Here is a 24,930-nt window from a genome sequence, read left to right as displayed (position 1 = left end):
TGAGCTATATCACCTTCATGTTAAGTGAACCTGAACTCGGATTCAATGGATCATTTTTCTCTTGCGCAGTTGTCTTGAATCTGATCTCAAGTTCGATATAAGCTAGGTGAGAGGTAGATCACATCTTAATGTGGAGAAGGACCGCCATGACCAATTTGGTAGACATCATCTGGAATCACGCCCAGCAACAACCTGAAGCCAACGCCTTGCGTGAAGGGGTCGATGAGGCCGAACGTATCTGGTCGTATGACCGGCTCGCTCGCAACATCAGCGGTGTGATCCCCGAATTTCAGCGCCGTGGCATCCAACCGGGGGATCGGGTTCTTTTCGTGGTACCCACCTCAGCGGAGTTCGTGCTGGCCTATCACGCCTTGGCTGCGCTGGGCGCTATCGCGGTGACCGTCAACGCAGCCTGCACCGCTCGCGAACTGCAGTACTTCATCGAGGACTCAGAACCTGTGCTGGCCTTGGGGTGGAAGGAAGACGGCAAAGGTTTCGAACAACTCGAGAAAGCTGCCGAGGCCACAGATGTCTCCACCTGGCTCCTGGAGCCTGGGGTTTTTGACGATCTGGTCGCCGACTCCCTGGCTGATCCCGCCGATCTCGCCGATGGAACCCCGATGGCTATTCTGTACACCTCCGGGACCACCGGACGTCCGAAAGGTGCGGTGCTGACGCACAACAACATCATGGCCTGCGGTCGCATGGCCGCAACCACCAACGAGTTGGGCTCCTCGGACAGTCTGGGCACGGGGTTGCCGATGTTCCATGTGTTTGCACAAGTAGCGGTGATGCACACCGTCTTTCATGGCGGGGCAAGCTTATCGCTACTTCGCCCGTTCACCCCGCACGGGATGATGGAGATGATGGTCAAGCACCAACTCACTTCAGCATCCGGGGTGCCGACCATGTGGAACGCGATGTTGCACGTACCGAATCCCTACCGCCCCGAGGACTTTTCGAACATGCAGAAGGTGACCTCCGGTGGAGCTGCTCTGCCCATCCAGGTGGCTAAGAAGTTCTATCAAGCCTTCGGCGGAGATGTTATTGAAGGCTACGGTCTGACCGAAACCACCGGGTACGGCATCGGAAACCGGCCCCATGCGACCCGCAAAGAAGGCAGTATCGGTCTGCCGGTGGAAGGCGTCGACGTCACCATCTTGGACGATAATGGCCAAGAGCTGGGCGTGAATGAGATCGGTGAGATCGCGCTCGATGGCCCGGTTGTGATGAAAGAATACTGGGGCCGTCCTGATGCGACCGCCGCGACCTTCACCGGTCGCTGGTTCCGCACCGGTGACCTGGGACGGATTGATGAAGATGGCTATGTCTTCATTGTGGACCGGAAAAAGGATTTGATCATTCGGGGTGGCTACAACGTCTACCCGCGCGAGGTTGAAGAAGTGCTCTACACCCATCCGGATGTGGTGGAAGTCGCCGTAGCCGGGGTGCCCGACGAGCATCTGGGTGAAGAAATTGCCGCGGTGATTACCTTGCGCCCCGATGCGACCCCCGATGCGCCCGCATTGAAGGAATGGCTGGGCGAGTATTTGGCGCACTACAAGATTCCGCGGATCTATCATTTCGTGGAGTCGCTGCCCAAGGGGGCGACCGGCAAAATCCTGAAACGCGCCATCGACCGGGATGAGCTCCGTGACCAGGGCGTGCGAGTCTCCAGCGCCCCGCAACGGTCCTAGACCATCTCTAGATGACCGCAATATAGACCCCCAACGGATACACACAACATAGAGAAAGAAGGGAGAGTGTCTCGTGACTGATCCCGTCCAGCTGCTATCCGAGAGGATAGATCGCCTCCTGGCCGAACACGATACCTCCAATGTTCAAGAATTCCTCGGAGCCCGCTTTGATGCCGGTCTCGCCTGGGTGCATTTCCCTGAGGGACACGGTGGCCTGGGCCTACCGCGCGAGTACAACGACTTCGTCAATGCTCGCCTGGCAGAAGCCGGCGCACCTGGCCCAGATACCAACGGTAACGGCATTGGTCTGGGTATGGTCGCTCCGACCCTGATCGCTAAGGGTACCGAAGAGCAGCAGAACAAGTACCTGCGCCCGCTCTACACCAGCGAAGAAATCTGGTGCCAGCTATTCTCCGAGCCCGGTGCCGGCTCTGACTTGGCCGCGGTGTCTACCCGCGCGGTGTTGGATGGAGATACCTGGACGGTCAACGGTCAGAAGGTCTGGACCTCGGTGGCCCACCAGGCTCAGCGGGCGATTCTGGTAGCCCGTACTGACATTGAGGTACCCAAGCACGCCGGCATGACCTACTTCCTGGTTGATATGTCAGACCCGGGAGTCGAGGTCCGCCCCTTACGCCAGATCACCGGTGAAGCCGAGTTCAACGAGGTCTTCCTGCAGGATGTGAAGATTCCTGATGCAGACCGTGTTGGTGAGACCGGCGAAGGCTGGCGGGTCGCCAATGCCACGCTGAATAATGAGCGTGTTGCCATTGGTGCTGGGGCCGATCGTGAAGCCGGTCAGATTGGGCTGTTGGCTCGTCAATGGCGGGAGAACCCGCAACTACGGACCCCCGCTGCACAACAAGAGATTTTGCACTGGTGGGTGGAAACCGAAGTCACCCGGCTGGTGGGTGAGCGAGTGCGCCAACAACTGGAAGTTGGTCAGCCCGGACCAGAATCTTCGGCGCTGAAGTTGGCCTTTGCCACTCAGGCTCAGGCGGTCACCGGTGTGGCCCTCGAGCTCGATCCGGATGCAGGCCTGGTCTATGAGGATTGGGAGCTGCGTCGTCCCACGAAGGCAGATTTCTTGGGTCGCGATGCCGGATTCCGCTACCTGCGTGCCAAGGGGAACTCGATCGAAGGCGGTTCCTCAGAAATCATGCGCAATGTGGTAGCTGAGCGCGTACTCGGTCTGCCCCAAGAAGCTCGCCCCGATAAAGGAATTCCCTTCAAGGATGTGCCACGATGACCAATTTGCTGTATACCGAAGATGAAACCGACCTGCGCGATGCGGTCAAAGATGCACTGTCGCGACACTTGAGCTCGGCTGATGTCGCCGATCTCTACGACAACCCCCAGCCCTGGCACACTGCACTGTGGGACGCTCTGGCCGGTGAGATTGGCTTGGCCGGTCTGTTGATCAGCGAGGACCACGGCGGATTTGGTGGCGGACCACGTGAAGCGGCCACCGTGCTGGAAGAACTCGGTGGTGCTGTGGCACCGGTGCCGTTTTTGACCTCCTCGGTGTTGGCCACCCAGGTGTTGAACCACCTCGAGGCTGGTGACGCGTTGGAACAGCTGGCCAGCGGCGAAAAGACTGCTGCCTTGGTGCTACCGTTCAGCGCTCGTGCTGGACACTGGTCTGCCGTTGAGGCGGGTAGCTCGGTTACCCCGGTAGCCGGTGCCTGGGGTGCGGATTTGCTGTTGGTGCCCTTGGCTTCGGCCGATGGTGTCAACCTGCACCTCATCGAAGCTGAGCAGGCCACCGTTGAACCGGTGACCAGCCTGGATATGTCCCGGCCCCTGGCGACCGTGTCTGGTCTTGGAGAAGGTACCGTGCTGGCCAGTGGCGACCAGGCCGTGGCGGCGGTGGACTTCGGATTGCGCAGTGCCACGGCGCTACTGGCCAGTGAACAGTACGGTGTGGCCTATCAGTGCTTGACCACCACGGTCGAATACGTGAAGACCCGTATCCAGTTCGCTCGCCCGATCGGTTCCTTCCAGGCCATCAAGCACCGGCTGGCCGATCTGTATCTGCAGGTGACCTCCGCACAGGCCGCGGCTCGCTACGCAGCCGGAGTGCTGAACGATGCCGATCAGGATCTGCCCATCGCGACCGCGGTGGCGGCATCCTATAACGCGGACGTGGCGGTCAAGGCTGCTGAGGAAGCCGTCCAGCTCCACGGTGGTAATGGGATGACCTGGGAGTTCCCGATTCACCTGCTTTTGAAGCGGGCTAAAGCCGACCAGCTGGGCTTGGGCACCCCCGGTACCCACCGCGAAGACCTCGCGCCGTTGGTCGATATCACTCTGTAGCGTGCCGCACCTGTTGTAGAGTCGCACAAGTCTACATCGTTCGAACACCATCCCCAGTCCAAGGAGCCACCGATGCCAGAGTCAACGTTAAAGCCACGTACTGCACGCGGTGAAAAGACTCGGGCAGCGCTGTTGCGGGCAGCGCGGGTGGTGTTCGAACGTGACGGCTATTTGGATGCACGGCTGACCGATATCACCGTCGAAGCCGGTTGTTCGACCGGGACTTTTTATACGTATTTCACCTCGAAAGAAGAAATCTTCGAGGCTCTGATGGAAACGGCCAAGAACGAGATGTTGCACCTCTCGGTGGGAGATACCGAAGGTGCCGATCCGGCCGAGGTTATTGAAGCCAGCAACCGCCATTATTTCGAGTCTTACCAGTCCAACGCAAAGCTTATGGGACTAATGGAAGAAGTTGCCCAGGTTGATCCGAATTTTATGAAGCTTCGCTACGAGCGGGGCATGCGTTTTATTGAACGCAATGCCCATTCGATCGAAGAGTTACAGCGACGCGGACTTGCTGATGCCAACCTAGATCCCATTCTTGCCTCTCGTGCGTTGTCTGGGATGGTCTCCCGCCTGGCATACTTCAACTTTGCTCTGAACGCTACGAACTACACCATCGATGAGCTGGTGGCGACCACCACTCGCATGTGGTGTGGCGCGCTCAGCATCGATCACGCCAGCATCGATCAGGACTAAGTTTTTCTTTTCTCTCTGAATCGTTCTTTTTTCTGGTGCCCTGGTGTCTGCGCTGATCGAGGGCACCCATGTCGTTAAACCAAGAGGCCAGAAGCAGAATCCCAGCACGGTGCGGGATCTGATTCTGGCCTCGACTGCCTGCAGGCTATTATTTCGCTACGGTGTCGCGTAGACGCTTGAGTTCCATGCGAGCAATGGTGCGCTTGTGGACCTCATCAGGGCCATCGGCCAACCGCAGGGTGCGCTGAGCAGCCCAGAACTCGGCCAGCGGGAAGTCATTGGTGACACCGCCACCACCATGGACCTGAATCGCCCGGTCGATGACCTTCAAGGCCATGTTCGGGGCGGCCACCTTGATCGCGGCAATCTCGGTGCGCGCCTCACGGTTACCCACGGTGTCCATCAGCCAGGCGGCCTTAAGCACCAGCAACCGGTTCATTTCGATCTCAATGCGAGACTCGGCAATCCAGTCCTGGATGTTGGCCCGCTCGGAAAGTGGCTGACCGAAGGTTTCGCGACTCTGGGCACGAGTGATCATCAGATCTAGGGCACGCTCGGCGGCACCGATGGTGCGCATACAGTGATGGATGCGTCCCGGGCCCAAGCGGGCCTGGCTGATCTTGAAGCCGTCGCCTTCTCCGGCCAGCAGGTCGGTTACGGGAACCTTGACGTTTTCGAAGGTCACTTCTGCGTGACCCTCACGATCCATGTAGCCGAAGACCGGCAGACCGCGGACTACGGTGACACCCGGTGCGTCGATGGGGACAACCATCATCGACTGTTGGCGGTGCGTATCAGCCTCAGGGTCGGTCTTACCCATCACGATCAGCACACGACATAGCGGGTGCAGGGCGTTGGATGCGAACCACTTACGGCCGTTGAGGATGTAGTGATCACCGTTGCGTTCCATCCGCAGCTGGATATTAGTGGCATCGGAGCTGGCCACCTCGGGCTCGGTCATGCAGAAGGCTGAAGCGATCTCGCCAGCCAGCAGCGGTTTGAGCCAGCGCTCGCGGTGCTCCTCAGTTCCGAACAGCTCCAGAACTTCCATGTTTCCGGTATCGGGAGCATTGCAGTTGGTGGCCTCGGGAGCCAAGCCCGGGCTCCGGCCCATGATCTCGGCCAGGGGAGCGTAGTCGAGGTTCGACAGGCCCGGGCTACCCCACTCTTCATTGGCGTGGGGGTGGAACAGGTTCCACAGACCGCGGGATTTGGCTTCGGCCTTGAGCTCTTCCATGATCGGTGGGTGGAAGTTGTCATCCCCGGATTCGTGCATCTGTTGTTCGAAGACCGGCTCGGCTGGGTAGATGTGTTCGTCCATAAAGTCGAGGAGTCGTTGCCGGTAATCCTGACAACGATCTGAGAAACTGAAATCCATGACGTTCTCCTGTTGTGGGGTGTTATGAGTCTGATGTGGTTTCTGCAAGGAGGGTGTCCTGGTACCGGCGCATCCCTTCCATCCAGCGTGGGTAGTCGCTGTTTTTGCGTGAGATATAGGTCTTGAGCTGTTCGTGCGGCAGGATCAAGAAGTCCTTGCGCTCGAGGGCAACCAGGGTATGCTCGGCAACCTGCTCGGGGCTGAGCACTTCGGCGCTGGCGGTCACCGATTGGTGAGCAGCCCGGGAGGCATCATCGGCGGAGGCCAAGTCCATCAGCAGGTCGGTATTGACCCCCAGCGGACAGAGGCAGGAGACGTCGATCCCCTGATGTCCGTAGGTGATCGACAGCCACTCCGCAAATGACACCGCTGCGTGCTTGGTGACCGCATACACGGCCGAACCGATCTGAGTCAGCAGACCGGCCGCCGAGGCAGTGGAGAGGAAATGACCGCTCCCACGCTCGATCCAGTCGGGGACGAAGACCTGCGCTGCCCGGACGTGGGCCATCACATTGATCTCGATGGCCTTATTCCAGTCATCGTCGCTGACTTCCAGGCCAGCAGCGCCAGCGATGCCGGCGTTGGCAACATAAAGGTCGATGGCTTCGACCTCGAAGGTTTCGTGTGCGGTACGACGGAAGCCTCGAATGTCCTCCAGTGAGGCGGCGTTGCCGGCGACCGTGACAAAACGGTCGTGGTAGGTAGTTGCCAGTGCCTCGGCTTGAGCATCGAGCTTGGTTTGGTCTAGATCGGTGAGCAACACCCGGGCGCCGGCCTCCAACAACGCCTGAGCAAGGGCGGCTCCAATGCCGCCACCCGCGCCGGTGACGATCGCCACCTGATCGGTGAACGGGGTGGTCATTAGTCCATCACCCAGCCCGTGCTGAATTCCGGTGCTTGCTTAGTGACGAAAGCTTCTACCGCGCGTTGGTGCTCTGCGGTCAGGCCGGTGGCTTTGTGCCGGTAGACCTCAGCCTGCATGGCTTCATCCAAGGACACGGTGGGAGCATCCAGCAGGTTCTGCTTGATCGCATGCAGTGCCGGCGATGAGCTGGAGGCCAGTTGCGAGGCGATGGCGATCGCAGACTCATCGATGACCTCGTGAGCTACGATCTGGTTGATCAGACCTGCCTCATAGCACTGTTGACCACGCAACTTCGGAGACAGGAAAAGGTACTCGCGAGCCTTGGCTGGACCCACCAGCTGGTTGAGCAACCACGCCACACCGAAGTCGCCACCGAGTCCCACGTTGGCGAACGCGGTGGCAAACACCGTCTTTTCGCTACCGATTCGCAGATCGGCGGCCAACGCGAGACCAGCACCGGCCCCGGCAAAGGCACCGGGCAGGCTGGCCACGACCGGTTTCGGGAACGAGTAGATCCGGCCGGTGGTGGTGCGCTGGGCTTCCAACTGGGCTTGAGCTGCCTCGTCGTCGATCTCGGTGGCTCCACCACCTTCACCACCCTGCTCAGCGAAACCTTGCACATCGCCACCGGAGCAGAAGGCACCACCGGCGCCCGTCAGCACCACCGCGCCGACGCTATCGTCGGTTGCGAAGGCCTCCAGGGCATCGGCCAGCCCCGTGAGCATAGCGTGGTTCAGGGCGTTGCGACGTTCCGGTCGGTTCAGGGTGATGATGCCGACTCCGTCGCGAATGTCGGTCAGTACTTCTTGACTCATGCGTTGTTCACCTCGAACAGTCCAGCAGCACCCATGCCACCACCGATACACATGGTCACCACGACGTACTGCACACCGCGACGGCGACCTTCCAACAGAGCGTGACCGACCAGACGAGCCCCCGTCATGCCGTAGGGGTGACCAATAGAGATACCGCCACCGTTGACGTTGTATTTCTCGGGGTCGATGCCCAGCTTGTCCCGACAGTACACGGCCTGAGAAGCGAAGGCTTCGTTCAGTTCCCACAGGCCAATGTCGTTGAGATCCAGGTTGTGCTGTTTGAGCAACTTCGGGATCGCGAAGACCGGGCCAATACCCATTTCATCAGGCTTGCAACCGGCCACGGCGATGCCACGGTAGGTGCCCAAGGGAGTCAGGCCACGTTCTTTAGCGACCTTATCGCTGACCAGTACCGAGGCGGAGGCGCCGTCGGACAGTTGCGAGGCGTTACCGGCGGTAATGGTGGAGTGCTGGGTGACAGTGCCATCGGGTAGCACCGGATTCAGACCCTGCAGGGTCTCGAGTGTGGTGGACGGACGGTTACCCTCATCCTTGGTAAGCTCAACCTCTTCGGTAGAGGTTTCGCCGGTCTCTTTATTGAGGACCAATTTGGTCGAGGGTAGCGGCACGATTTCGTCATCGAGGCGACCGGCCGCCTGGGCGGCGGCGGTGCGCTCCTGGGAACTCAGTGCGTACTCATCCTGCTGGGCACGGGTTACGCCGTAGCGTTCAGCCACCACCTCCGCAGTGTGTAGCATGGGCATGTACGTATCGGGCACGTTGTCGACCAGCCACGGGTCCTCGGCACGGTAGGTATTCATCTGCTGGTTCTGGACCAGTGAGATGGACTCCACGCCACCACCGACGGCCACGTCGAACCCATCGACGATGATTTCCTTGGCTGCGGTGGCAATGGCCATCAGGCCGGAGGCGCACTGCCGGTCGACGCTCATGCCGGCTACCGTGTTCGGCAGGCCGGCGCGCAGAGCAGCCTGGCGGGCGATGTTGTTGCCGGTGGAGCCTTGCTGGAGCGCGCAACCGAAGACGACATCGTCAATCTCTTCGGGTGAAATGCCGGCACGCTTGACCGCCTCCGCGATCGCGTGGCCGGCTAGTTCCTGGCCCTGGGTGTCGTTGAATGCACCCTTATAGGCTCGACCAATAGGAGTCCTGGCGGTGGAAACAATAACCGCTTCTGTCATGATGTGCTGCCTTTCTGCGCAGAATTAGATTTCGAGAACGAGTTTTCCGGTGTTGACGCCCTGGAATAGGTCCAACAAAGCTTCGGGGAAGCCCCGTACGCCACCGCCGACGACGGTTTCGCGGGCAACCAGGGAACCATTGGAGATGTGGGCCGCAATCGCTTCGACCGCCTCGGGGTAGCGATCACGGTAGTCAAAGACCACGAAGCCCTGCATACGTGCACGGAAGACCAGCAGCGACATGTACCGGCTGGGTCCCGGGGCGAGAGTGGGGTCGTTATACGTGGAGATGGCGCCACAGATCACCACGCGGGCACCGCGGGCGAGATTGGCGAGACCAGCATCCAGGATCGTGCCGCCGACATTATCGAAGAACACGTTGATGCCATCGGGCGCGACCTCCCTGAGTCGGGACAGAACTTTTTCGTTCTTGTAGTTGATGGCTTCGTCGAACCCGATTTCTGTCAACCAGGCACATTTCTCTTCGCCACCGGCAATACCGATCACCCGACACCCGCGGGCTTTGGCCAATTGGCCGGCCACCGAGCCGACGGCGCCGGCTGCTGCTGAGATCAGCACGGTGTCGCCATCCTGTAGTTCTCCGACATCGAGCAGACCAAAGTACCCGGTCATTCCCGGCATGCCGAGGGCACCCAACCAGGTGGGTTCAGCGGCCACATCCAGGTCAATGCCTGTTACGCCACGGCCATCGGAGATGGCGTAGTCGGTGACGCCGAACAGACCCTGGACACGATCGCCGGGGGAGAAGTTGGGGCTATTGGACTCGAGAACTTCACCGGTGCCCAACGCGCGCATGATCTCCCCGATCTGTACGGGGGGAACATAGGAACGCACATCGTTCAGCCAGCCACGCATCGCTGGATCCAAGGAGAGATAATTGACCTTGACCAGAATTTCTGACTCGTTGAGATCGGTGGGGAGTTCGTGCTCGTGAATCTCCCAGGTCGACTCATCAGGCAACCCCTCGGGGCGCTGTGCTAAATAGACTGACGTCGCGGTGATCGACATAGCTAAGAATCCGTTCTGTTGTGGTCTACATCTCACAGATTAGCCTGAACTTGAGGTCGGATTCAACTATGGGCTGGGACGGAGTATGGAACCTCGGAGGCGGTTTTTAAGAGCACTCAGCCAGGGTGTCGTTGCGGAAGCGTTCGCGTAATTCCACCAGTTTCTGCGCATTGGCCTGCCGACCCCCATCGCCGGTGGCCAAAGGGCACCAGGTGATGTTTCCCAAGGCAGAGGTGGAACGCATCAGCGTGCGCAGCTCGGAGGAGTCCAGGCCGTTATCGGCCACCATGTTCTCCTGCATAAGCTCTACTACGTCTTTGGCGACTCCGGGATTGCGTCGCACCTCTGATTCGGACAGGGCCTGGAGCATTCCGGTCATCACCGTTTCGGTCTGTGCCGGGGACATGCCGTGCTCGGTGATGCTGTCGTCTACTAAAGTGCCGACCTGTTCGGGTTCAAGCACGGCGTCCTCGCTGTCGGGGTCGGGAAATCCGCCGGTGATTTCGGCCAGAGGTGCCAGGGCATTCAGGTCGAGCAACACGACGTGGTCCATCGGAACATCTACAAGGGTTTCGATGGATGCCACTAGCGTTGAGACTTCGCCGGTGGCACCTAGGGCTTCGCCAAGGGTGAAGGGCTGGTCGGGAACCTTGAGCTGGGGTGGGAAAGCCACCGCTTGGGCATAACGACGAGAATTCGTCAGGTGGACGACGAACAGCGATTGCGCCCGGTCCTCCAAGTTCTCCTCCAGAGCCTCGGAGGTATCGTCGCGGGAGGCTGAGGCAACGAATAAAATATTGATCGGCCCTGGGGTTCCTTCTTCGATCGGGGCCGGGTTGGGGCGTTGATCGGGGAAGGGATCACGCAGGGTATCTAGAGGTTGAATGAGTCCCCGGATGAACTGGTAGGCGACGAAAATGCCAACCAAAAATAGTGCGACCGCGAAGATCATGACCACTACTTTTGATCGTTTTGCCATAGTTCATCAGTTTATACCGTGCCGGGGTCACGGTGAGTGAGGGCACGGGTGGCTCACAGGCCCAAGTACGCCTTCTGAACCTCCGGGTCGTCGCGCAGATCGTGGGCAGGACCTGACAGTACGACGCGACCTTCGGCAAGAACATACCCATAGGTAGCAATCTTCAAGGCCAATCGGGCGTTCTGTTCGGCCAGAAGCACCCCGGTCCCGGACTTGTTAATCTCCGTCACCGCCTCGAAGACTTGCTCGGTGACCAGTGGCGCCAAACCAATGGAGGGCTCGTCCAAAATGAGCAACTTGGGGTTGGACATCAAAGCCCGGCCAATAGCGACCATCTGTTGCTGACCACCGGAGAGAGAACCGGCCGTTTGGTTCCTCTTTTCCTTCAGGATGGGAAAGAGCTGGAATACCCGGTCGAGGAGCTCGTCGTACTCGGCCTTCTTGCTACGCAACACATAATTGCCCAGACTAAGGTTCTTCATTACCGACAGCATCGGGAACAGATGCCGCCCCTCCGGCGATTGAGCGATCCCGGTGCGCACAATACGATTCGAACTCAGCGAGACAATGGAATCTCCAAGAAATTCGATGCTACCGGTGTGGGGGCGGATTAGCCCCGAGATCGTCCGGAACAAGGTGGATTTTCCCGACCCGTTCGCCCCTAAGACCAGGGTGAGTTGCCCTTGCTCCGCTCTCAGGCTCACATCGTGTAAGACATCGACCGAATCATAGGCGACATGAATGTTGTTGATTTCTAGCATGATGTTTTAGCCCTCGGTGCTTGGTGTGTCTACGGTGGTTGAGGTATCCGACGAATCTGTCCCGAGATAGGCTGCGATGACTTGAGGGTCATTGCGCACGTCATCGGGCGTACCCCAGGCAATTCTGCGACCTCGTTCTAAGACGAGGATTCGGTCGGCCAGACTCATAATCAACGACATTTTGTGCTCAACAAGCGCCACCGTGATACCACTGGAGGAGATTTTGCGAATCAGCTCACCGAAACGTGTGGTTTCTTCTTCAGTGATGCCGGCAGCAGGCTCGTCAAGAAGCAGAAGCGACGGATTTGTCGCTAAAGCCAGCGCGACGGCTGCTCGCTTTTGAACTTCTTGCGGAGCATTCCCAGCGATCTCATCCTTGTAATCGGAAATGGACACGAAGTCGAGAAGCTCGAGAGTTTTCTCCATACTTTCCCGCTCTTCACGCCGGAATCGAGGTGTCCTCAGCACGGCCCCCAATAATGTGGAGGAGGTTTGGGCAGCACATCCCGCCAACACATTCTCAACGATGGTGTTGTGCTCGAAGAGTTTCGTGGTCTGGAATGTGCGGGCGATGCCGGCCTTGGAGGTCGCATGGGGTTTGTTGCCCGTAATATCGTTTCCCCGGAACATCACCTTCCCGCCGCTGGGCTTGTGAAACCCACACAGCAGATTGAAGACAGTGGACTTCCCGGCCCCGTTCGGTCCGATGATCGCGGTGATCTCGCCCTCGTGGATTTCGAAATCAACGCCCTCCACAGCGTGGATCCCCCCGAAGGTTTTTGTTAGGCCGCGTACTTCCATCAGCATGAGGAGACACTCTCCTTCTCCGTATGTTCTGTCGTCTGTGATTGTTGGGGCGCTGAGGTGGTCTTGCGCCGTCGGCGACGCGCGATGAGTTCATTGAGCTTGCCGATGAGTCCTTGCGGCATGAAGATGATCAGCGCGATGATGATCGGGCCAAGGAAGAGGAAACGGTAGGACTGGAAGTCCTGGAAGAGCTCGAACAGCGCCATGACGAGCAATGTGCCGATCAACGGCCCCATCACGGTGGCCATGCCACCCACGAGCAGGAACATCAAGAGTTCGAAGGTTAGGTCGATATGGGCTACCTCGGGCTCGATAAAGCCCTGAGCACTGGCGAACAGACCGCCCGCGGTGCCGGCCAGGCCGGCTGAGGCGGTGAATGCCAGTTGCTTATTGAGCCCAACGTTGATGCCGATGGAGCTGGCCAGATCTTCAGAGGTGCGGATAGCCAAGAGCGTGCGGCCGACATTCGAGGTTTTCAGCGTATAGGTCAGGTAAACGCAGAATGCCACCACGAGTACCATTAAGAAGTAGAACACGATCGGTTCAGAGAAATCGATGGGCCCAATATTCTCTGGGAACTTGATCCCGCGGACGCCGTCGTAGCCGCCGGTGACGCTGGTCCAGCGGGACAGGACCATGTAAATGATCAATCCGAGCGCCATCGTAAAGACCGCGAAATACGCCTCACGGGTACGCAACGCGAAGAGCCCGGCGATAAATCCAACAACGGTAGTGAGGATCATTCCGACAAAGAATGCACCCCAGAAGGGCCAATCGTGCTCGGCGGTCAGTAGAGCCACCGTGTACACGCCGATCCCGAAGAAACCTGCCTGGGCCAGAGACAACTGCCCGGTATAACCCAAGATGATGTTGAGACCGTAGACGGCGGTGGCATAACACAGCGCCTGAGTAAGGACGCGGAGAAGGTATTGGTTCTCGGTGAGTGCCAGGGGCGCGAAGAGTAATGCGACCGCCACGGCGATCATGCCTATTCCTTGTAGTGTCAGTTTCATCGTGCCCCCTTATGCGCGAAGAGACCAGTGGGTTTCACAGCCAGGACAACCACCAGGAGCACGAAGGCGATGACTTCACCGGCAGCTGCGGAAATGTAGGTGGTGGATAAGGCTTCGGCCACGCCGAGGCCGAAGCCTCCGATGATGGCGCCAGGGATCGATCCGAGACCACCGAGAATAATGATGGCGAAGACCTTGACCATAATGGTTTCTCCCATGAAGGGGGAGATCGAGCTGACCGGGGCCATGAGGCCACCGGCGATGGCGACCAGCACACCGGCCAGTGCGAAGGTCATCATCGACACTCTGTTGGGGTTGATCCCCACCAGAGAGGCGCCGATACGGTCTTGCTCGATGGCTTCAATCGATTGGCCCGCGGCGGTTTTCTTGATGAACCAGGTCAGAATAATCATCACGACCACCGCGACCAGTACGACAACGATGCGTTGCCAGGTCACTTGAGCCTCGAGAATGGTCAGGCGTCCCGTGAGTGGGGAATCCACCCGGTGGAAATCGTTGCCCCATACCTGCTGAACCAGCGCGGTGAAGAAGAACATCGCGCCGGCGGCAGCGATCATGTGATGGGTATGTGGGGAGTCTCTGAGTGGGTGGAAGACAATGCGCTCCAGGACCACGCCGACGAGTCCCATCACGATTGCTGCGCAAATAATGGCTAGCACATAGTGCACACCGACCGAGGTCATGAAGAAGAAGGTCAGGTACGCCCCCAACATGTAGAGGGATCCGTGGGCCAGGTTAGGTATCTTCAAGACACCGAAGACGAGCGTGAGGCCGATTGCTGCCAAACAATAGGCGCCACCGGTTGCTAGCCCGTTGAATAGCTGTTGGACGAGAAGTTCCATGTAAGCTCCTGCTCAATGGGATGGTCTGGGCGCCGGTTTATTGGTTGTCGTAAACAGACCAGTCCAGTTCAAAGTTTTCGTATTCGCCGTCCTCGTTGATGTAGATGCCGTGGCCAGTACCTGCCACTGACATTCCTTCAGGGGTGACATCGGACGGGAATTCCTGAACGCGGAACGCATCGTCAACCTGGTCAAGGGCTTCGGGGATCGCTTCCCGGATGGCGGTCGGATCGTCGGTGCTACCGGAGACTTCCATGGCGGTGACGATGATGCCCAGAGCCTGGTAGTTCAGGGCGACTTCGGCATTGATCGGCCGCTCGTCGTTGACCTTCTCGGCAAACTTGTCGACGAGAGCATCCGTTCCGGGCTCGTCATATTCACGGGTTGGGTTGACAGCGAGTAGATTGTGCAAATTCTCCGGGTCGGTGAACGTTTCCATTTCTTCAATCTTCGCTTGGTCCATGACCAGGAATCCGCCCTCATAACCCTGTTCGCGGGCTTCTTCAATCACCAGCGCGGTGGGCTGAGACGGTCCACCGACCAGCAGGACATCCGGATCCTGAGCAATCGCTTGGGACACGTTGGTGGAGAAGTCTGTCACCGAACCGTAGTCAAAGTTGTTGTTGCTGAGCACCTCACCGCCATTTTCGTCCCATGTTTCGGTGATCATGTCGGTCCACTGCTGGCCATATTCACTGGCGGTAGCAAGCAGGCCAAGGGTTTCGGCTCCGTCATCCATGAAGTGTTTAGTGAAAGGCTCTGCGTAGGCCGTGAACGGAACCGGGATCATCATGGTGAGCTCGTTGTCCTGCTGAGTGATCCGTGGATCGGAGCTGTAGGCAGCGAGCAAAAACTCGGAACGGCTGGTGTTGATCTCCTGGGCTGCGTTAATACCACCAGCGTGCGGAATGACCACGACAGGCGCGCCGTCTTGCTCCACCAGGCGCTGGGCATTGGTTGCTGCGGTGGCCGGCGAGTATTCATCGTCCAGAGAGCGCAGTTCAACGCTGTATTCGGTGCCGTCAATTTCGACACCTTGTTCGTTGAGTTCCTCAACAGCCATTTCAAGACCGGCTTGAACATTTTCACCATACAGCGCCGCACCGCCGGACAGTGGGCCTGAGTAACCGATGACGATGGTCTCTGAGCCATCGCCTTCTCCGCCACATGCGGTCAAGGCAATTGCGGTCGCCGCGGTGAAACCAAAGAATTTCAGTTTGGTGCTGAATCGACGAGGAGAAAGACGCTTTTGTGAATTCGTGAAGAGTGACATCGCTGATAACCCTGTTCGTGAGAGTGGATGGAGGCCGACGTCAGTCACGCCGCACGTGAATGACGTCATAAACATGAACTTGATGTCAAGTTAAAGAAGATCGTACCCAGACCGCTTCTGTGATGTCAATCACAATCATGACGATGTGTCGTGACCGGTTGTGACTCAACGATTTCTCCACCGATTCCGGTCATCTCACAGGGTTAATGGATAGGATGGGCGCCATGAAGGTTTCGGAAGTTCAGGCCCTGGTGGGTCAGATGCGAGAGGTGACTGCTTCTCGCCGTGCCTATAGTCGACGGTTCCGGTTGGATCAGCTCAAAGGCATCAAAGCGTTGGTGCGCGACCACACTCAGGAGCTGCAACAAGCCCTGTATCACGATCTGGGCAAAGCGCCCTTTGAATCCACGGTGACCGAGATTTCGGTGATCAAAAATGAGGTCGACCACGCAATTCTGCACGTCAGTGACTGGATGGAGCCAGAATCGGTGCGGATGCCGCTGGCGTATCAACCGGCCACCGGCACGATTCGACCGCGGCCCAAGGGACAGGTGCTGATTATTGGTCCCTGGAACTACCCCGTCCAGCTCGTGTTGGCACCCCTGGTGGCCGCGGTCTCGGCCGGTAACACGGCGGTGCTCAAGCCCTCCGAAAAGGCCCCGGCGACCGCGGACGTGCTGGCCCGGTTGATTCCCGAATACTTGGATCCTTCCGCGGTGGCGGTTGTGCAGGGTGGCGCCGAGGTGGTGCAGGCACTGTTGGCAGAGAAATGGGATCATATTTTTTATACCGGTGGTGAGCGCGTGGGACGGATCGTCTACGAGGCGGCCGCTCAACAGCTAACTCCGGTGACTCTGGAGCTGGGTGGTAAATCTCCGGCGGTGGTCTCCGACGGTCCGGTGGCGACCATTGCTAAACGGCTGGCTTGGGGGAAGTTCGTCAATGCCGGTCAAACCTGTGTGGCTCCGGACTATGTGCTGGCTGTGGGTGATCAGATGCGGGACAAGCTGGAAGCGGAACTGCCTGACGTTATCGACGAGTTTTATGAGTCCAGCCCGGAAAGTTCGTTGGATTATGGTCGTCTGATCTCTGCAGAACACACTCAGCGATTGGTTGAGATGTTACAGCAGACTCTCGATGCGGGAGCGGAACTGATTACCGGGGGTGGATATGCGATCGAGGAGCGTTATCTGGCGCCGACGGTGATCTCTCGCGTTGCACCGGACACCGCGGTGATGGCCGAGGAGATCTTCGGTCCGATTCTGCCCATTGTGACGGTGAAGGATATCGATGAGGCTATGGCATTCATTGGTGAGCGTCCGCATCCGTTGGCGGCCTATCTGTTCACCGACCGGGCTCGGGTGCGTCGGGAATTTGAAGAGCGGGTGGTTGCTGGGTCGATGGGTTTTGATGCACCGTTGTTGCAGATCTCGGTGCCGGGGTTGCCTTTTGGCGGTGTGGGTCCTTCGGGGATCGGTAATTATCACGGCAAATACGGTTTCGATACCTTCACCCATTTTCGGGCTGAGGTGTCCAAGACCGATCAGCTCGATACCCTCAAGGCGGTCTACCCGCCTTACGGGTGGGCGAAGAAACAGCTCACCAAGCGGGTGCTGTAGTCATGGCGAAGTCGTGGTACCCCTCCCAGCAACCGGAAGAGCCGGAGGATCATGACGCCGAGCCGAACGAATGGCTCGACGATCCGACTCAGCCCGCCGAACGGGGCCTGCCGAGGCGGGGTGAGGCTCACGACGAGATAACGGAAACGCCCAGCCCGTTCGGTGATAACCCGTACGCGGAGCAACCACTGGCCGGTCCGTGGGGTGATGGTTCACCGCAGGAAACCCTGGCCGGGGATTATCCGGTGATTGCCAATACCCCGACACAGGGCTCGGAGACGGAGACGGAGGCAGATCGGTCCTCAGCCCACCGGGGTGATCAACGTTCCTCGTCGGGTTGCTTATTCTTGGTGGCGTTGCTCGGGTTGAGCACCTCCATCCTGGCAGCCAGGGCCAAAAGCTGAGCTTCGGTTCCGGGCCGACCAATGGCCTGGACAGACCACTGGTCAGTGACCGGAATAGAAATGGCCGGCAGCCCCATGACGTTGATCATCGAGGTATAGGGCGTAAACCGGCACTGATAGTCGTAGTTGGCCTGCGGGTCCAGCTCGCGGAAAGCGCCAATTTTCGGTGGCTGGAAGGCCAACACCGGGGTGAGCACAATATCGGTTTGTCCTAGTTCAGCCCGGGTGTCCTGAGCCCACTGGGTCAGGTTGCCTTCGGCCTCGGCAACGTGGTCGGCGCTGAGGTTGGCGGTACTGGTTAAGAAGTACTCGGCCAAATCGTCCAGGCCTTCGGTGGTGGGCATCGGCGCCCGGTGTAGCCCGGAGGTCCACACAATCTGGAAGTTCTCGTGGTAGCCCGGAAAGTAAATCAGATCCAGCTCGGTGACCAGGTGCTCATCTTGGGTGAGCATGCTGGCCGCTTGGGTCAGGGCTTCGACCGCGCCTCGGGCCAAGGAGATCTGCAGATCCGGGTGGAAGGGGGAGGCTGTCGTCACGCCGATCGTCATCGGGGCTAGGCCTTCAGCACCCTGCTGGACGGCGTGCAAGTACCGGCCCGGTGCTACGGAGGTGGGATCCATGAACGCGTCCATCAGTAGTGCCGCATCGGCGGCGGTACGTGCCAGCGGGCCGGTGACACTGAGATTGGTAACCGTCTCGCGCTGATCATCGCAGCTGAGTGTGCCACGGCCGGGCTTCAGGCCGACCAGTCCGGTGGCCGCGGCCGGGATGCGGATCGAACCACCGCCGTCGGTCCCGGGGGCCAGGGGCAACAGTCCGGCAGCCACCGCAGCGGCGGCCCCGCCAGAGGATCCGGTCGGGGTGGTTTCCATATCGCGAGGGTTACGCGCCGGGGGATCGATCAGATTCTCCGAATACGTCGAGAGCCCGAACTCCGGGACGGTGGTTTTGCCCACTTGCACGGTGCCAGCTTCGGTCAGTAGTTCCGCTGAGGGGTCATTGCTGGGTTCAGGCACGGCATCGGCAAAGATCCGGGAGCCAAACCGGGTGGGCATTCCGGCCACGCGCACCAGGTCCTTGAAGGCAGTTGGGATCCCGTGCAGGGCGGCGCGGTGATCGACCGGTAGCTCGTCGAGGACGGCCGCACGCTCACGGGCTAGGTCTTCATTCACGTGGCTCAACGCGCCCAGTTCGGGGCGGGAGCGAATCTGTTCCAGGTAGTACTTGGTCACCTCGGTGGCGCTGACGGCTGATGCGCTCAACTGATCGCGAAGTTCCACGGCGGAAAGATGGTTCATGACTCTTACTGTAACGAATCCCGCCGTCTCAGTAGGCTAGGATCATGAGTCTTTTCGAAACCGTCAGTGTCAACGATGTTCCCGATGATGCCACCATCCTGGACGTGCGCGAGGACTATGAATTCCAGGTGGGGCGACCGGTCGGTGCGATCCACGTACCGCTGGGCGATCTACCCGTCCGTTTGGAGCAGCTGGACCCCGACGAGGATTATTACGTGATCTGCCGGACCGGGGGCCGGTCGGCGAAGGCGGCCGAATACCTGGAGTCCCAGGGGTACACGGCCTTCAATGTCGCTGGGGGTAACGGCGCGTGGTTCGAAGCCGGTAAGCCGATGGAAGCCGATGGCGATGCCGAACCGCAGGTGAAATAACCAGCGATGACCGCAGCACAGCGTTATGCCTTCCTGGGGCCGGAAGGCACATTTACCGAGGCCGCGTTGCGGCAAGTGATCACCGAGGACGATCAGGCCGTGGCGGCCGGTTCGGTGATGAGTGCCCTGAGCATGGTGCGCCGCGGCGAGGTTGATGCCGCGGTCGTCCCGATCGAAAACTCCGTGGAGGGCGGGGTCAGCGCCACCCTAGACTCGATCGCGGCCGGTTCCTTGCAGATCTACCGTGAAGTGTTGGTGCCGATCACCTTCGTACTGGTCAGCCCTGACGCCCGCGAGCTGTCAGCAGTCCAGGAGGTCACCACCCACTCCCACGCCTGGGCGCAGGTGCGGGGCTGGGCCGAGCAGACCATCCCGCACGCGGAATTTGTGCCGGCCGGGTCCACCGCGGCCGGAGCTCGGGCGCTACACCCCGGACAGGCCGGGGTGTGTGCCCCGCATTTGGCGCAGGAACTAGGACTGCACGTGTTGGCCTCGGCCATTGAAGACACCCCGGGAGCGGTCACTCGATTCGTGGTGGTCTCCGGCCCCGGTAGCCCGGGAAAGCCCACCGGATCGGATAAAACCACGCTGGTGGTGCCACTGCCACAAGATCGTCCGGGTGCGTTGATGCAGATTCTGGAACAGTTTTCCGCCCGCGGGATCAACCTCTCCCGGATCGAGTCCCGCCCCACCGGGGCCGGGTTAGGCCAGTACTTTTTCTCGATCGACCTGGAGGGGCACCTGGCCGATCAGCGCGTGGGGGCCAGTTTGGCTGCGCTGTACCGGATGTTCCCGCAGATCACGTTCTTGGGATCATATCCGCGGGCGGATCGGCGCCACTACCAGATCGATGAGCACTTCAGCGATGAGGCGTATCAACGAGGTCAGGCCTGGGTGCGTCAACTGTTAGCACCGGACGCGCAATGAGCCGGGATTGACCGTGGCGGTGATCCGGCGCGCGGTGCCGGTGGCGTCGCCGTCCTGTTGGGAAATCATGGGCTCGGCCAACTCGATCACACATTTTTGACCCTGCATGGTGTCCACGGCGCGCAAGGGCGCGTGATTTTTGGAGATTGCGTTGAGCGCCACCCGGGCCCAGTCCCATAGGTTGCGCGGGGCCAGGAGCATTACGTCGAGTAACCCGTCGTAGATACTGGCGTGCGGCACCATGCGGATGCCACCTTGGAGCATGCCACAGTTGGCAATCATCACCGAGCGTACTTTGGATCGACGGGCGGGTTGATCATCAATCGAGACCCAGATGGGTTTGCGTTTGCCCGGGAGCTTACGCATCCCGGCCTCTCCATAGGCCAGCCAGCCGGCGGCCTGTTTGATGCCGTCACGGGTATCGGACATGATCTCAGCGTCGATGCCGGCCCCGGCGATCACCACGAAGGTGGAGGTCAGCACCGATTCGTCGGTGCGTTCCACGGTCAGGTCGATCGTGTCGATCGCGCGAGTGGTGCCTTGCAACGCCAGGCCGACGCACCGTTCGATGTCGTTATAGGGCAGATTGAGATTCCGGGCCAGCAAGTTTCCGGTGCCCACGGGGATAATGCCCAGATCGGCCTCAGTGTCCACGAGCGCCTCGGCCACCGCTCGCACCGTCCCGTCACCGCCGGCCGCGATGACCAGGGACGCGCCGTCGTTCAGGGCGTCCCGGCTGGCCTGGACGCCCGGGTCGTCTTCTTGGGTGGGGTAATGCTCGACCGATTCCACACCTAACAGGTAGGCGGCATGACGTACGGCTGCCAGCACCTCGACCAGCTCCTCCTTATGAGGATTCATCACCACTCCGATATGGCCGGGCACTTGCAGCGCCGTGGAGACCTCCGGTAGCTCGTACACCCGTTGCAATTGATTCAGGAGGGCGGTGATGTGTTCCTCACGCTCATGGAGATCCTTGCGCAATTTCAGGGCCCACCCCAACGGTGCAATGGCCCCAACGCCCAGGGCAATGCTGGTGATGATCTGAGCTGGTCGCATAAAGCCCATACTACGGGGTGAGCAGGGCTCATGGTCATCGTCGAGAATACGGTAGCCTGGTGAGCGTGATTGACGTCAAACACCTCACCGAGAACCCCGATCTGTACAAAGCGTCGCAGCGCGCTCGCGGTGACCAGCAATCCCTGGTGGATGACATCCTGGCTGCCGATCAAAACCGTCGAGACGCTCTGCAACGGTTCGAGTCGTTGCGGGCTGAGCAAAAAGCGTTCGGTAAAAAAGTCGCCGGCGCTCACGGGGAGGAAAAGCAACGCCTACTCGATGAGGTCAAATCACTAGCAGCCCAGGTCAAGCAGGCCGAAGCTGCCGCCAATGACGCTGACGAACAGCTCAACCGGCTCGTCACGGTCTTCCCGAATCTGATTAGCGAGGGTATCCCCTCCGGCGGTGAAGAGAACTTCGCGGTCCTGGAGACCGTCGGTACCCCGCGCGAGTTCGACTTCGAGCCGAAAGATCACTTGCAGATCGGTGAGCTGATTGGTGCGATCGATATGGAACGGGGAGCCAAGGTCTCGGGGTCCCGGTTCTACTTCTTGACTGGCGTGGGTGCCCGGTTGGAAATTGCGCTGATGCAGATGGGACTGGACCAGGCGATTCAGGCCGGATTCACCCCGATTATTACTCCCACTCTGGTGCGTCCCGAGACCATGAACGGTACCGGTTTCGACGTTGAACACGACGATGAGATTTACCGGTTGGAGCGCGACGACCTTTACCTGGTGGGTACCTCCGAAGTGTCGCTGGCCGGATACTACGGGGATGAGATTCTGGATCTGTCCGCAGGGCCACGTCGTTTCGCCGGATGGTCGACCTGCTACCGTCGCGAAGCTGGGGCCGCCGGTAAGGACACCCGCGGTATTATCCGGGTTCACCAGTTCAACAAACTGGAAATGTTCGTTTACACTACCCCGGACCAGGCCGCTGAGGAACACCAGCGCCTGCTGGACTGGGAACGTGAGATGATGGCTAAAATCCAGGTGCCCTACCGCATCATCGATACCGCTGCCGGCGATCTGGGCACATCGGCGGCCCGCAAATTCGACTGTGAAGCCTGGGTCCCTACGCAAGGGACCTACCGCGAGCTGACTTCGACCTCGAATTGCACGACCTATCAGGCCCGGCGACTCAATGTTCGGCACCGGTTATTTGACGATGAGGGCAACAAGGCCGGTACGCAGACAGCAGCCACCCTTAATGGCACCCTGGCCACCACGCGCTGGCTGGTCGCCATCCTGGAGAACCACCAGAACGCTGACGGCTCAGTGACGGTTCCCGAAGCCTTGCGCCCCTACCTGGGGCTGGACGTTCTGCCGGTGCTGGCTACGGACTAATCCGCACCCTAAACCCTCGGGCGGGGCTGGTTTCCAGCTGTTTACCCGCAGTTTGAAAGGTATGGTTAGCTGGATCCATGATCGAATCCGATGCGAAGATGGTATGCCTGGATGTTGATGGAACGTTGGTCGACCACGACGGGCATATGTCTCCTCGAGTCCGCGAGGCCGCGCAGGCGGTGATCGCACGCGGACATCACGTGATGATCGCAACGGGACGATCTCTTGGCGCGACTCTGCCGGTTATTGAAAACATTGGACTCACGGACGGATTTTCGGTGTGCTCCAACGGTGGGGTCACCCTTCAGCTAGGCTCCGAGTTTGACCGTGGCTACCAGGTCATTGACCGGCAGACGTTCGACCCTGCCCCGGTCTTGGGACAAGTCAAGCGCCGGATCCCCTCGGCCAAATTCGCGATCGAAACCGAATCCGGTGCGTTTCTGTCCACTGAGCGGTTCCAAGACTTTAGTTTTGGTGTCCGCGCCCGAGGCGTCAGCTTCCAAGAACTGTGTGAGGCCACCGCGGTGCGTCTCGTCGTGTTTTCTCAGGACTCCTCGGTCGAAGAATTTGGTGAAGCTGTCGAGTCCATCGGCTTGACCTCGGTGGCCTACTCGGTGGGCTATAACGCCTGGTTGGATGTGGCAGCCGCCGGCATCTCCAAAGCCTCCGGTCTGGAAGCGCTCCGGGAGAAGCTGGGTATCGACCAAGATCAGACGGTGGCTGTCGGAGATGGGTACAACGACACCGAGATGCTGGCCTGGGCGCAGCGCGGCGTGGCCATGGGGCAGGCACCCGAGCGGGTCAAACGGATCGCGAATGAAGTCACCGAACACGTCAATGACGACGGGCTGGCGCTGGTTTTGGAATCGTTACTCTAAACCCGGTGACCGTGCTCGGCCAGCGCGTGGTGATCGTAGAGGTGATCGTAGCTAGCCTCTAGGTGAGCGGCGATGGCTGCCCGCACCTGGTGTTCACTCTTAAACAGTGAGCGCTTAATCGCCTGCGAGACAGCCTGCACCGTGATGCCCAGAGCCTCGGCAACATCGCGTTGCTGGCCTCGCATTCCCGGGGTCATCATGTCAATCACGGCCCATTCGGCCACGGAGCGCCGGGAAATGGTGTGCCCCAATAGTTGTAAGACCGACTGGGCATGCTCGGCAAACCGAGCTGAGTCGAAATTCAGGCTGGGCTGGGCGACGTGGACTCGCACCGGGGCGATCTGGCCCTGCTTGGCTGCCGCCAGTAGTGCCTGCCGGGAGGCATCCAGGCCTGGCCCGGCGAGGTGTTCTTGATCGGAGGAATCGAGACGACCAATCCCGATGCCGACGCTGAGCTGACCCAGGCGCAATGCGTGCAAGGCCGTGTCAATCACAGCGTCGGTATCGGTCAACAGTGTGGTTAAGCGTTCGGAGTCTCGCTGTATCACGATCATGTCGGGCTGATCTGCGGGCGTGTGATTTCGCACACGTTCAGCCAACAAATCCAGGTGCGAGGAGGCGGAGCCTCGCGGTCGGTCGGCGATCGATACAACGTACATGTGTGGTCCGTTCTTGTTTTAAGAGCCGGAAGTTCAAAAAATAAATGCTGGAACCTTTATTGAGGTAAATCCTTCTGGAAAACCATCAATAAGTGGTAACTCCAGAGTATAAACATTTTTTTCTGACGGGGAGGCTTCTTAAGCTGTGTCGGAAGAACCGTTCGGCGTGAGGTGATTAACCGTGGTAGCGCTCGATGGAGGCCTTCAATTCTGCCTCTGCTTCGTCACGGCCCTTCCAGCCATCAGCCTTGACCCACTTGCCTGGCTCCAGGTCTTTGTAGTGGGTGAAGAAGTGCTCGATCTCTGACTTCAGCCAGTCACTGACGTCTTGGATGTCCTGAATGTGCTCGAAGCGTGGATCATCGACGACGCACAACAGTTTATCGTCGCCGCCGCCGTCATCGGTCATCGAGAACATACCGATCGGCCGGGCTTCGACCACCACGCCGGGAACCAGGTCCACATCGGGCAGATAGATCAACGCGTCCAGCGGATCGCCGTCCTCGCCCAGGGTGTTTTCAAAATAGCCGTAGTGAGTCGGGTACTGCATCGAGGTGAACAGCAACCGGTCCAAATGGATTCGACCGGTCTGATGATCGATCTCGTATTTCACCCGGGAACCGGAGGGGATTTCGACGGTCACATCGTGGTTCATGGCGCTGAGTT

General features: G+C 59.4%; 25 protein-coding genes. 10 read left to right on the top strand and 15 right to left on the bottom strand.

From position 1 onward, the window contains the following. Positions 1–146 precede the first annotated feature (146 nt). From DCC27_RS08895 to DCC27_RS08880, 4 genes are all read left to right on the top strand, one after another. The gene (locus DCC27_RS08895) at positions 147–1,697 is read left to right on the top strand and encodes a class I adenylate-forming enzyme family protein (protein ID WP_110101618.1); all 1,551 of its coding nucleotides are present in this window, start codon (positions 147–149) and stop codon (positions 1,695–1,697) included. Positions 1,698–1,770: 73 nt separating this feature from the next. After that, positions 1,771–2,946, top strand: coding sequence for an acyl-CoA dehydrogenase family protein (locus DCC27_RS08890; protein WP_110101617.1), 1,176 nt, complete (start codon positions 1,771–1,773; stop codon positions 2,944–2,946). Beyond that, positions 2,943–4,013: an acyl-CoA dehydrogenase family protein gene (locus tag DCC27_RS08885; RefSeq protein WP_110110858.1), complete on the top strand. Its 1,071-nt coding sequence runs from the start codon at positions 2,943–2,945 to the stop codon at positions 4,011–4,013. The genes DCC27_RS08890 and DCC27_RS08885 overlap by 4 nt, the downstream gene beginning before the upstream one ends. 72 nt (positions 4,014–4,085) lie before the next feature. Then, positions 4,086–4,715 (top strand): TetR/AcrR family transcriptional regulator, encoded by a 630-nt coding sequence (locus DCC27_RS08880; protein WP_110099242.1) that lies wholly within the window; start codon positions 4,086–4,088, stop codon positions 4,713–4,715. Positions 4,716–4,863: 148 nt separating this feature from the next. Here DCC27_RS08880 and DCC27_RS08875 read toward each other — a convergent pair whose 3' ends face one another. From DCC27_RS08875 to DCC27_RS08825, 11 genes are all read right to left on the bottom strand, one after another. Beyond that, on the bottom strand, positions 4,864–6,093 hold the full coding sequence (locus DCC27_RS08875) for an acyl-CoA dehydrogenase family protein (RefSeq protein ID WP_110099243.1): 1,230 nt from the start codon (positions 6,091–6,093) through the stop codon (positions 4,864–4,866). A 22-nt stretch (positions 6,094–6,115) separates the two neighbouring features. Continuing rightward, complete coding sequence (locus DCC27_RS08870; RefSeq protein WP_110110857.1) at positions 6,116–6,955, bottom strand: SDR family oxidoreductase; 840 nt, start codon at positions 6,953–6,955, stop codon at positions 6,116–6,118. Beyond that, positions 6,955–7,773: an enoyl-CoA hydratase-related protein gene (locus DCC27_RS08865; RefSeq protein ID WP_110099245.1), complete on the bottom strand. Its 819-nt coding sequence runs from the start codon at positions 7,771–7,773 to the stop codon at positions 6,955–6,957. The genes DCC27_RS08870 and DCC27_RS08865 overlap by 1 nt, the downstream gene beginning before the upstream one ends. Further along, positions 7,770–8,975 (bottom strand): acetyl-CoA C-acyltransferase, encoded by a 1,206-nt coding sequence (locus DCC27_RS08860; RefSeq protein WP_110099246.1) that lies wholly within the window; start codon positions 8,973–8,975, stop codon positions 7,770–7,772. The genes DCC27_RS08865 and DCC27_RS08860 overlap by 4 nt, the downstream gene beginning before the upstream one ends. Positions 8,976–8,999: 24 nt before the next feature. After that, positions 9,000–10,004: an NADP-dependent oxidoreductase gene (locus tag DCC27_RS08855; RefSeq protein ID WP_210403466.1), complete on the bottom strand. Its 1,005-nt coding sequence runs from the start codon at positions 10,002–10,004 to the stop codon at positions 9,000–9,002. A gap of 106 nt (positions 10,005–10,110) precedes the next feature. After that, a complete protein-coding gene (locus DCC27_RS08850) occupies positions 10,111–10,983 on the bottom strand; it encodes a hypothetical protein (RefSeq protein WP_148707529.1) in 873 nt (290 codons plus the stop codon). Positions 10,984–11,036: 53 nt separating this feature from the next. Then, entirely contained in the window at positions 11,037–11,744 is a 708-nt protein-coding gene (locus tag DCC27_RS08845; protein WP_110099248.1) for an ABC transporter ATP-binding protein, read from the bottom strand. Positions 11,745–11,750: 6 nt separating this feature from the next. Continuing rightward, the gene (locus DCC27_RS08840; protein ID WP_110110855.1) at positions 11,751–12,551 is read right to left on the bottom strand and encodes an ABC transporter ATP-binding protein; all 801 of its coding nucleotides are present in this window, start codon (positions 12,549–12,551) and stop codon (positions 11,751–11,753) included. Further along, complete coding sequence (locus DCC27_RS08835) at positions 12,545–13,564, bottom strand: branched-chain amino acid ABC transporter permease (protein ID WP_110110854.1); 1,020 nt, start codon at positions 13,562–13,564, stop codon at positions 12,545–12,547. The genes DCC27_RS08840 and DCC27_RS08835 overlap by 7 nt, the downstream gene beginning before the upstream one ends. Further along, positions 13,561–14,427, bottom strand: a complete 867-nt coding sequence (locus DCC27_RS08830; RefSeq protein WP_110101610.1) for a branched-chain amino acid ABC transporter permease — start codon at positions 14,425–14,427, stop codon at positions 13,561–13,563. Before DCC27_RS08830 ends, DCC27_RS08835 begins: the two co-directional genes overlap by 4 nt. A gap of 37 nt (positions 14,428–14,464) precedes the next feature. After that, the gene (locus DCC27_RS08825; RefSeq protein ID WP_168186110.1) at positions 14,465–15,700 is read right to left on the bottom strand and encodes an ABC transporter substrate-binding protein; all 1,236 of its coding nucleotides are present in this window, start codon (positions 15,698–15,700) and stop codon (positions 14,465–14,467) included. A 224-nt stretch (positions 15,701–15,924) separates the two neighbouring features. On the opposite strand from DCC27_RS08825, the gene DCC27_RS08820 reads away from it, so the two are divergent. Further along, positions 15,925–17,319 carry an aldehyde dehydrogenase family protein gene (locus tag DCC27_RS08820; protein ID WP_246840076.1) on the top strand — a complete coding sequence of 465 codons (1,395 nt, stop codon included), beginning with the start codon at positions 15,925–15,927 and terminating at the stop codon, positions 17,317–17,319. A gap of 2 nt (positions 17,320–17,321) precedes the next feature. Continuing rightward, positions 17,322–17,723, top strand: coding sequence for a hypothetical protein (locus DCC27_RS12105; RefSeq protein WP_148707528.1), 402 nt, complete (start codon positions 17,322–17,324; stop codon positions 17,721–17,723). Here the strand turns inward: DCC27_RS12105 and DCC27_RS08815 are convergent. Further along, positions 17,639–19,021: an amidase gene (locus tag DCC27_RS08815; RefSeq protein ID WP_110110851.1), complete on the bottom strand. Its 1,383-nt coding sequence runs from the start codon at positions 19,019–19,021 to the stop codon at positions 17,639–17,641. The two genes, DCC27_RS12105 and DCC27_RS08815, sit on opposite strands and share 85 nt — an antisense overlap. Positions 19,022–19,065: 44 nt before the next feature. On the opposite strand from DCC27_RS08815, the gene DCC27_RS08810 reads away from it, so the two are divergent. Both DCC27_RS08810 and pheA read left to right on the top strand, forming a co-directional pair. Next, positions 19,066–19,392, top strand: coding sequence for a rhodanese-like domain-containing protein (locus DCC27_RS08810; protein WP_110099256.1), 327 nt, complete (start codon positions 19,066–19,068; stop codon positions 19,390–19,392). A 6-nt stretch (positions 19,393–19,398) separates the two neighbouring features. Further along, positions 19,399–20,319, top strand: coding sequence for a prephenate dehydratase (gene pheA, locus DCC27_RS08805; protein ID WP_110110850.1), 921 nt, complete (start codon positions 19,399–19,401; stop codon positions 20,317–20,319). Here the strand turns inward: pheA and DCC27_RS08800 are convergent. Continuing rightward, complete coding sequence (locus DCC27_RS08800; protein WP_158524626.1) at positions 20,299–21,378, bottom strand: diacylglycerol kinase family protein; 1,080 nt, start codon at positions 21,376–21,378, stop codon at positions 20,299–20,301. The two genes, pheA and DCC27_RS08800, sit on opposite strands and share 21 nt — an antisense overlap. 65 nt (positions 21,379–21,443) lie before the next feature. Here DCC27_RS08800 and serS point away from each other — a divergent pair, with 65 nt between their 5' ends. Together serS and DCC27_RS08790 are read left to right on the top strand one after the other, a co-directional pair. After that, positions 21,444–22,727, top strand: a complete 1,284-nt coding sequence (serS, locus tag DCC27_RS08795; RefSeq protein ID WP_110110863.1) for a serine--tRNA ligase — start codon at positions 21,444–21,446, stop codon at positions 22,725–22,727. A 77-nt stretch (positions 22,728–22,804) separates the two neighbouring features. Next, positions 22,805–23,605 (top strand): HAD family hydrolase, encoded by an 801-nt coding sequence (locus tag DCC27_RS08790; RefSeq protein ID WP_243857775.1) that lies wholly within the window; start codon positions 22,805–22,807, stop codon positions 23,603–23,605. Here the strand turns inward: DCC27_RS08790 and DCC27_RS08785 are convergent. Continuing rightward, a complete protein-coding gene (locus DCC27_RS08785) occupies positions 23,602–24,264 on the bottom strand; it encodes a hypothetical protein (RefSeq protein WP_110101603.1) in 663 nt (220 codons plus the stop codon). The two genes, DCC27_RS08790 and DCC27_RS08785, sit on opposite strands and share 4 nt — an antisense overlap. A 175-nt stretch (positions 24,265–24,439) precedes the next feature. Continuing rightward, complete coding sequence (locus tag DCC27_RS08780; RefSeq protein ID WP_110101602.1) at positions 24,440–24,919, bottom strand: inorganic diphosphatase; 480 nt, start codon at positions 24,917–24,919, stop codon at positions 24,440–24,442. Positions 24,920–24,930: the final 11 nt, after the last annotated feature.

It is taken from the genome of Auritidibacter sp. NML130574 (assembly GCF_003185725.2).
In the GTDB taxonomy this organism is placed as follows: domain Bacteria; phylum Actinomycetota; class Actinomycetes; order Actinomycetales; family Micrococcaceae; genus Auritidibacter; species Auritidibacter ignavus.
Note: the sequence above shows the minus strand (reverse complement) of the source record. Positions and strands in the feature narration are given on the sequence as shown.